Source organism: Kitasatospora sp. NPDC127060, from assembly GCF_042724935.1.
GTDB lineage: Bacteria > Actinomycetota > Actinomycetes > Streptomycetales > Streptomycetaceae > Kitasatospora.
Genome location: NZ_JBHXEG010000018.1, coordinates 104766 through 111834, shown reverse-complemented (window position 1 = coordinate 111834; position 7069 = coordinate 104766). Strand labels below are relative to the sequence as shown.

General features: G+C 72.1%; 3 protein-coding genes. 2 read left to right on the top strand and 1 reads right to left on the bottom strand.

The window, feature by feature from the left end:
* Positions 1–71: 71 nt before the first annotated feature.
* Positions 72–3059 (bottom strand): glycoside hydrolase family 48 protein, encoded by a 2988-nt coding sequence (locus ACFWIS_RS13595; protein WP_380453621.1) that lies wholly within the window; start codon positions 3057–3059, stop codon positions 72–74.
* Positions 3060–3427: 368 nt separating this feature from the next.
* Between ACFWIS_RS13595 and ACFWIS_RS13590 the strand changes: the two genes are divergently transcribed.
* Together ACFWIS_RS13590 and ACFWIS_RS13585 are read left to right on the top strand one after the other, a co-directional pair.
* The gene (locus ACFWIS_RS13590; RefSeq protein ID WP_380453619.1) at positions 3428–5443 is read left to right on the top strand and encodes a glycoside hydrolase family 6 protein; all 2016 of its coding nucleotides are present in this window, start codon (positions 3428–3430) and stop codon (positions 5441–5443) included.
* Between the two features lie 58 nt (positions 5444–5501).
* Positions 5502–7043 carry a cellulase family glycosylhydrolase gene (locus ACFWIS_RS13585; RefSeq protein ID WP_380453616.1) on the top strand — a complete coding sequence of 514 codons (1542 nt, stop codon included), beginning with the start codon at positions 5502–5504 and terminating at the stop codon, positions 7041–7043.
* Positions 7044–7069: the final 26 nt, after the last annotated feature.

Sequence of the window (7069 nt, the reverse complement as noted above, 5' to 3'; positions counted from 1 at the left end):
GGGCCCGCGCGCCGCCCCCCGGCCCGGGGCGGCCCCGGGCCCCGGGGGCCGGCCCTGTCGGGGGCCGGGGCTCAGCTGCCCGGGTTCACCGTCGGGAACAGCTGGGCGAAGGTGTCGAAGGCGGTGGCGATGTCCGCCTCGGCCCAGAACCGGTGGTAGTTGAAGCTCGGCGCGGCGCCGCCGTCGAGGTAGCTCTGCACCTTGGACCACTGCGGGTCGCTGGTGTACCAGGGCCGGATGGACAGGAAGGTGTTGCTGGCCGAGCTGATCTTCGTGCCGTCCGGATAGGTGCCGGTCCAGCCGGACGGCACGTACAGGCCCGCGTGGGTGGTGGGCGAGTACGCCTGGGTGAAGCGGCTGTAGTCGGTGCGGGTCTCGGCGGCCGAGTAGCCCAGGCCGTCGGTGTACTTGGCGTGCAGGGTGTCCAGGATGGACTGGGCGAACTTCCGGGCACCGCTGTCGCCGGACTTGGCCGCGTAGTACGCGAGGGTCTTGGCGAGCGAGCCGGCCACGCCGACGTCGGTGGCGGTGCCGCTCGCGGCGACGTGCAGGCCCGCGTTGCCGCCGGGGCTGGTGGCGCTCCAGGTGTCGGGCGCGCCGGTCCAGGTGAGCTTGTCGGGCGTGGTCAGGGTGCCGGTGGACGGGTCGGCCTTGGAGACCGACATCGCCCACGGGACCCACTTGTCCAGGATGGCCTTCGCCCGGGTGTCGCCGGTGGCGTAGTAGTACTCGGCGAACCGCTCCATCGACCAGGTCTGGAACCCGAACCACTGGTTGGAGGCCGGGTCGTGGTACTCGGGCTGCCAGTCGTAGTACAGGCCGTAGAAGGTCGGGTCGCCGGCCGGCGGGGCGGCGTCGTCGCCGTAGTTGCCGCCCCAGCTGTTGGTGGCGCCGCCGGCGATTCCGCCCTCGGTGGACTGCAGCCACTGGAAGAACTGGAGCTGCTTGTCCAGGCTGCCCGCCCAGTCGGTGGCACCGCTCGGCGAGAGCGGCTTCAGGCCCGGGTCGTTGGCGAGCACCCAGGCGGCCATCGGGTTCTGGTAGCCCTGGTGGGCGGCGGAACCGGAGATCCGCCAGGACCAGGTGCCGTCGGCCGCCCCGCCCCAGGCGAAGTACCAGGTGAGCAGACCGAGCTGCTCGTTCGCCTTGGAGCTGCCGCCCGGGCAGGTGGTGGCGCCGAGGCAGTTGCCCGCCTGCTTGAAGTACTTGTCGTAGAGCGAGTAGCGCAGGTAGTCGCCGAGTTTGGCGGCCTTGGCGAGGGTCGCGGTGACGGCCGCGCTCTTGCCCTGCGACTTGGCGAACTGCTCCGCCCAGTAGGCGGCCTGGACCAGTCGGGCGTCGGCGTCGGGCGCGTCGGTGAACTTGTACTGCTTGCTGTAGTTGCCGCCGCCGTCGTTGTACAGGCTGAGGAAGCCGGAGCCGCTGCTGCCGTACTTGAACACGTCGCAGTCGGGCTGCGGCACGGTCTCCCAGACCGACTCCTCCGGGCCGCGCTGGAAGGTGTTGATCAGGCTGGGCTTGCTGGTGCCGTCCTCGCACTGGCCGAAGCCGTACTTGTTGTCGGTGTCCAGCAGCCAGGCCGGGGCGTACACGTCCGGGGTGCCGTAGGTGCTCTTCAGCTCGCCGGAGAGCGGGTCGGTGCCGACCGGCGCGCTGCTGTTCAACTTGATCGGGTACTGGTCGGGTTGGGCCTTCTCGGGGCCGTAGGTGGCGGGCTTGGACGGGTTGTAGGTGCTCTGGCCGGGCTGCTGGGTGTGGCTGGGGATCAGGTTGGTCTCCAGACTGGTCCAGGCGTTGTTGAAGGGCGTCCAGTCGCCGGTGACCCGCCCGTAGTCGGCTTCCAGCCACAACCAGTAGCTGTAGGTCTCGGAGGTGGTCTCGTGGCCGTAGTCGGGGGCCTCCACGATCAGGGTCTCCACCGAGTGGTACGGGATGCCCTGGGGACTGAAGTACCCGTTCGCCGGATTCTTCATCTTGCTGTAGAGGTCCAGGAAGTACTGGTCGTAGCCCGAGGTCTTCGCCGCCTCGGTCACCGTGACGGCGGCGGAGCCGAAGCCGGCCGCGGTGGCGGTGAAGGTGGCGGTGCCGCCGACCTGGCTGCTGTCGGTACCGGCCGCGACGGTGACGGTCTGCGGGACGTTCCAGTTGCCGGGGGTGAAGGTGAGAGCGGCCCCGGACGTGACGCCGAGGTCCGTGTCGCTGCCCGAACGCGCCACCGTCACCTTGGTGTCGGCGGTCGGCGCCTGGGAGAGCGCGACGGTGAAGGTGCCGGTGCTCCCCTGCTGGACGGCGAGCGTGGCCGGGCTGACCAGGACGCTCGGACCGGCCACCTTGATCGCGACCGGAGCGGAGGTCGTGGTGGCGCCGGCGTCGTCGGTGGCGACGGCGGTGACCGAGTAGTCACCCGCCGCCACGTTCGCCCAGTCGACGGTGTAGGGCGCGGTGGTGGCGCTGCCGATCAGGGTGTTGTTGCCCGCCCCGGTCGAGGCGTAGAAGTCGACCTTCGCGACGGTGCCGTCCGCGTCGGCCGCCGTGGCGGCCAGCTTCACGGTGGAGCCCGGGGTGAAGGTCTGCCCGGCGGCCGGGGAGGTGAGCGAGACGGTCGGGGGCTGGTTCGCGCCGCGGCAGGGGGTGCCGTTGACGGTGAAGGCGGTGGGGGCGGTGTTGGCGCCGCTGTAGGAGAAGTTGGCGCTGGTGGTGTAGGTGGCGCCGGGGTTGATGGTGGCGGCGTAGTCGGGGCCGGTGACGGTGACGGCGTGTCCGGTCTGGGTCCAGGTGCCGTTCCAGCCGTTCTGGAGGGTCTGGTTGCCGGAGTAGGTGTAGCCGAGGGTCCAGCCGTTGATGGGGGCGGTGCCGGTGTCGGTGATGGTGAGGTTGGCGGTGAAGCCGCTGCCCCAGTCGTTGCCGACGGCGTAGCTCACGCCGCAGGACAGACCGGTGGCCGCCGTGGCGGTGGGCACCGCGAGGGTGCCGCCCGCCGCGCCGACCAGCGCGAGCGCGGTCGCCGTCGCGGTGATGGTGAGCCGGTTGCCCCCGGCCCGAAGGGTTCTGCCTCGCATCGCACGTCCTCCAGAGGGGTGGGGTTCCGCCGCGCGGATGGGTGCACGGTGGACGGAGGTGTGGCGTCATGGTGGGGTGGCGTACCCGGCTTGGGAAGCGGCCCCGGGGCCCGGCGGCACCGGCCGGCGGACCCGCCGGGGCGGCGCACCGGCGGCGACCAGCGCGGAGTCCCGGCCCCGGGCAGCGGGCCGCCCGGCCCGGCGCGCTGTAACTTACAGCGGGCGTGTGGGAGCGCTCCCGCACCTATTGACGGCGTTTCTCATGCCCTGGCTTCATGTGAACGGGATCGCCGCGCCCCGACTGGGCGCGTTCCCACCCGATCTCAGCGATCCCCGTCAGGAACCCACCCATCCGAAAGGACCCGGACGTGTCCCACACCGTCCTGCGTCGCCTGCGCACGGCAGCAGCCGCCACGCTGCTCGGCGCCACCGGCCTGTTGCCGAGCATCGGAGCCGCCGCCCCCGCCCAGGCCGCCCCCGTCCCCGCGGCCGCCGAGCACGTCACCAACCCGTTCGCCGGTGCGACCGGCTACCTCAACCCCGACTACACCGCCGAGGTCAAGGCCCAGGCCACCGCCGACGGCAGCGACCTGGGCCCGCTCGAAACCCAGGTCGCCGCCAACCCCACCGCCGTCTGGATGGACCACATCGGCGCGATCGCCGGGGACGGCGGCCGCCTCGGCCTCCAGGCCCACCTGGACCACGCGCTCGCCCAGCAGCAGCAGGGGGGCACGCCGGTCGTCTTCCAGGTCGTCATCTACGACCTGCCCGGCCGGGACTGCGCCGCCATCGCCTCCAACGGCGAACTCCCGGCCACCGATGCCGGGTTGGCCACGTACAAGACGCAGTACATCGACCCGATCGCGGCCGTCCTGGCCAACCCGAAGTACGCCGGGCTCCGGGTCGCGGCCATCATCGAGCCGGACTCGCTGCCCAACGCGGTGACCAACCAGTCCAAGCCGGCCTGCGCCACCGCCACCCCGTACTACGAGACGGGCATCGAGTACACGCTCAACAAGCTGCACGCGATCCCCAACGTGTACGACTACCTGGACATCGGCCACGCGGGCTGGCTCGGCTGGTCCACGAACATGGTCCCGGCGGGCAAGGAGTACGCCAAGGTCGCCCAGGCCACCACCGCCGGGTTCGCCAGCATCGACGGCTTCGTCAGCGACACCGCCAACACCACGCCGCTCAACGAGCCCTTCCTCAGCAACCCGGACCTCACGGTCGGCGGGCAGCCGCTCAAATCGGCGAACTTCTACCAGTACAACCCGGTGTTCGACGAGTACCACTTCGCCACCGCGATGCACTCCACCCTGGTGGCCAACGGGTTCCCGAGCACCGTCGGCATGCTGGTCGACACCTCGCGCAACGGCTGGGGCGGCCCGGCCCGGCCCACCGCGCTCGACTCCAGCCCCACCACGGTGGACGCGTACGTCGCGGCCAACAAGGTCGACAAGAAGCCCTTCCGCGGCGACTGGTGCAACATCGTCGGCGCCGGCATCGGGGCCCGCCCGCAGGCCCTGCCGTACGGCGCGGGCAGCCCGATCATCGCGTTCCTGTGGGTCAAGCCGCCGGGTGAGTCGGACGGCGACTACCCGTCCGCCACCCACCCCCACGGCGACCCGCACTGCGACCCGAACGGCACGCAGACCGACGGGAACGGCAACACCTACCCCACCGACTCCATGCCCGACGCCAACATTCCGGCGGGCCAGTGGTACCCGGCCCAGTTCCGGCAGCTGGTCCGGAACGCCTATCCCGCGTTCGACGGCTCCGGCGGAACCCCCAGCGGCCCGACCGCGCCGGGCGCACTGACCGTCACCGGCACCACCAGCACCAGCGTCGCACTCAGCTGGACCGCCTCCACCGACCCGGCCGGCGTGACCGGTTACTCGGTGTACCGGAACGGGACCAAGGTCGCGACCGTGACCGGCACGAGCTACACCGACTCCGGGCTCTCCCCCGCCACCGCCTACCAGTACACCGTCACCGCGCAGGACGCGGCCGGGAACGCCTCCCCCGCCTCCGCCGCGGTGACCGCCACCACGGCCGCGGCGCCGGGCGGCGGGGGCAGCAGCGGCTGCTCCGCCACCTACGCGGTCGCCAATGACTGGGGCAGCGGCTTCACGGCCAACGTGACCGTCGCCAACACCGGCACCACGGCCACCAAGTCCTGGACGATCACCTGGAGTTGGGGCGGCAACCAGCAGATCACCAACAGCTGGAACGCCACCACCGCCCAGAGCGGCGCCGCCGTGACGGCCGCCAGCCAGGGCTACAACGGCGCGCTGGCGCCGAACGCCACCACCAGCTTCGGCTTCCAGGCGACCTACTCGGGCGGCAACACCGCCCCGTCGCTGACCTGCACCGCGAGCTGACCTCACCCGGCCGGGGCCGCGCCGGCGGCCCCGGCCCCCACCCCCCGAGGAGCTCGGCATGCCCCGCACCGCACCTCCCCGCCCGCTCTCACCCCGCCCCCGCTCCCTCCGCCCCCGCATGGCGGCTCTCGCGGCCGCCACCGCCGGGTGCGCCGCCCTGGCGGTCCTGCCGCTCACCGCCTCGGCCGCCCCCACGGCGGCCACCGGTCCGTCCTGCGGCGTGAGCTACGCCGTCGGCAACGACTGGGGCAGCGGCTTCACCGCCAACCTCACCATCACCGACACCGGCACCGCCCCCATCAACGGCTGGACCCTCGGCTACACCTACTCCGGCAACCAGACCCTCCAGAACGGCTGGAACGGCACCTGGACCCAGACCGGACACGCCGTCACCGTCACCGGCCCCGACTACGCCGCCACCATCAACCCCGGCGCCACCTACACCACCAGCGCCGACTTCTCCTACAGCGGCGCCAACACCGCCCCCACCGCCTTCACCGTCAACGGCACCCCCTGCGGGCCGCAGTCGAGCCCGTCACCGAGCTCATCACCGAGCTCGTCCCCGAGTCCGAGCCCGACGCCGCCGAGCGGGCCCGCCCCCGCCGTGCACGTCTCGGGCAACACGCTGGCGAAGGCCGACGGCACCCCGATCACCCTGCACGGGGTGAACCGCTCCGGGGCCGAGTTCATGTGCGTCCAGGGCCACGGCCTCTTCGACGGCCCGGTCGACCAGGCCTCCGTCACCGCGATGAAGTCCTGGCGGATCAACGCCGTCCGCGTTCCGCTCAACGAGGACTGCTGGCTGGGCCACTCCAACGTCGACCCCGCCTACGCCGGTGCGGCCTACATCAGCGCGGTGCGCGGCTACGTCGACCTGCTGCACCGCAACGGCCTGGTGGCCGTCCTGGACCTGCACTGGACCGACGGGGCGTACACCGGACCGTCCGCCGGCTGCTCCGACGCCAACGCCACCTGCCAGAAGCCCATGCCGGACGCCGCCGGGGCGCTCCCGTTCTGGACCTCGGTGGCGCAGGCCTTCAAGGGCGACGACGCCACCGTCTTCGACCTGTTCAACGAGCCCTACCCGTCCCGCGCCACCGGGAGCGATGCCAGCGGCTGGGCCTGCTGGCGGGACGGCGGGAGCTGCCCCGGTATCGGCTTCCGGGTCGCCGGGATGCAGGCGATGGTCGACGCGGTGCGTTCGACCGGCGCGGACAACGTCCTGCTGCTGGGCGGCCTGGAGTACGCCAACGACCTCACCCAGTGGGCCGCGTACCAGCCGGCCGATCCGCTGCACAACCTGGCCGCCTCGTGGCACTCGTACAACTTCAACGCCTGCAGCACCAGTTCCTGCTGGGACGCCCAGCTCGGCCCGCTGGCGACCCGCGTCCCCGTGGTGACCGGCGAACTGGGCGAGAGCGACTGCGCGCACGGCTACCTGGATACCCTGCTGCCCTGGCTGGACCAGCACGGCGTCTCCTACCTCGCCTGGGCCTGGAACACCTGGGACTGCGGCAGCGGGCCCGCGCTGATCAGCTCCTACGACGGCACCCCGACGGCCTTCGGCGCGGGCTACCGCGCCCACCTGGCCGGCGGCTAGGGCCGGCGGGTAGGGCCGTGCTCGAA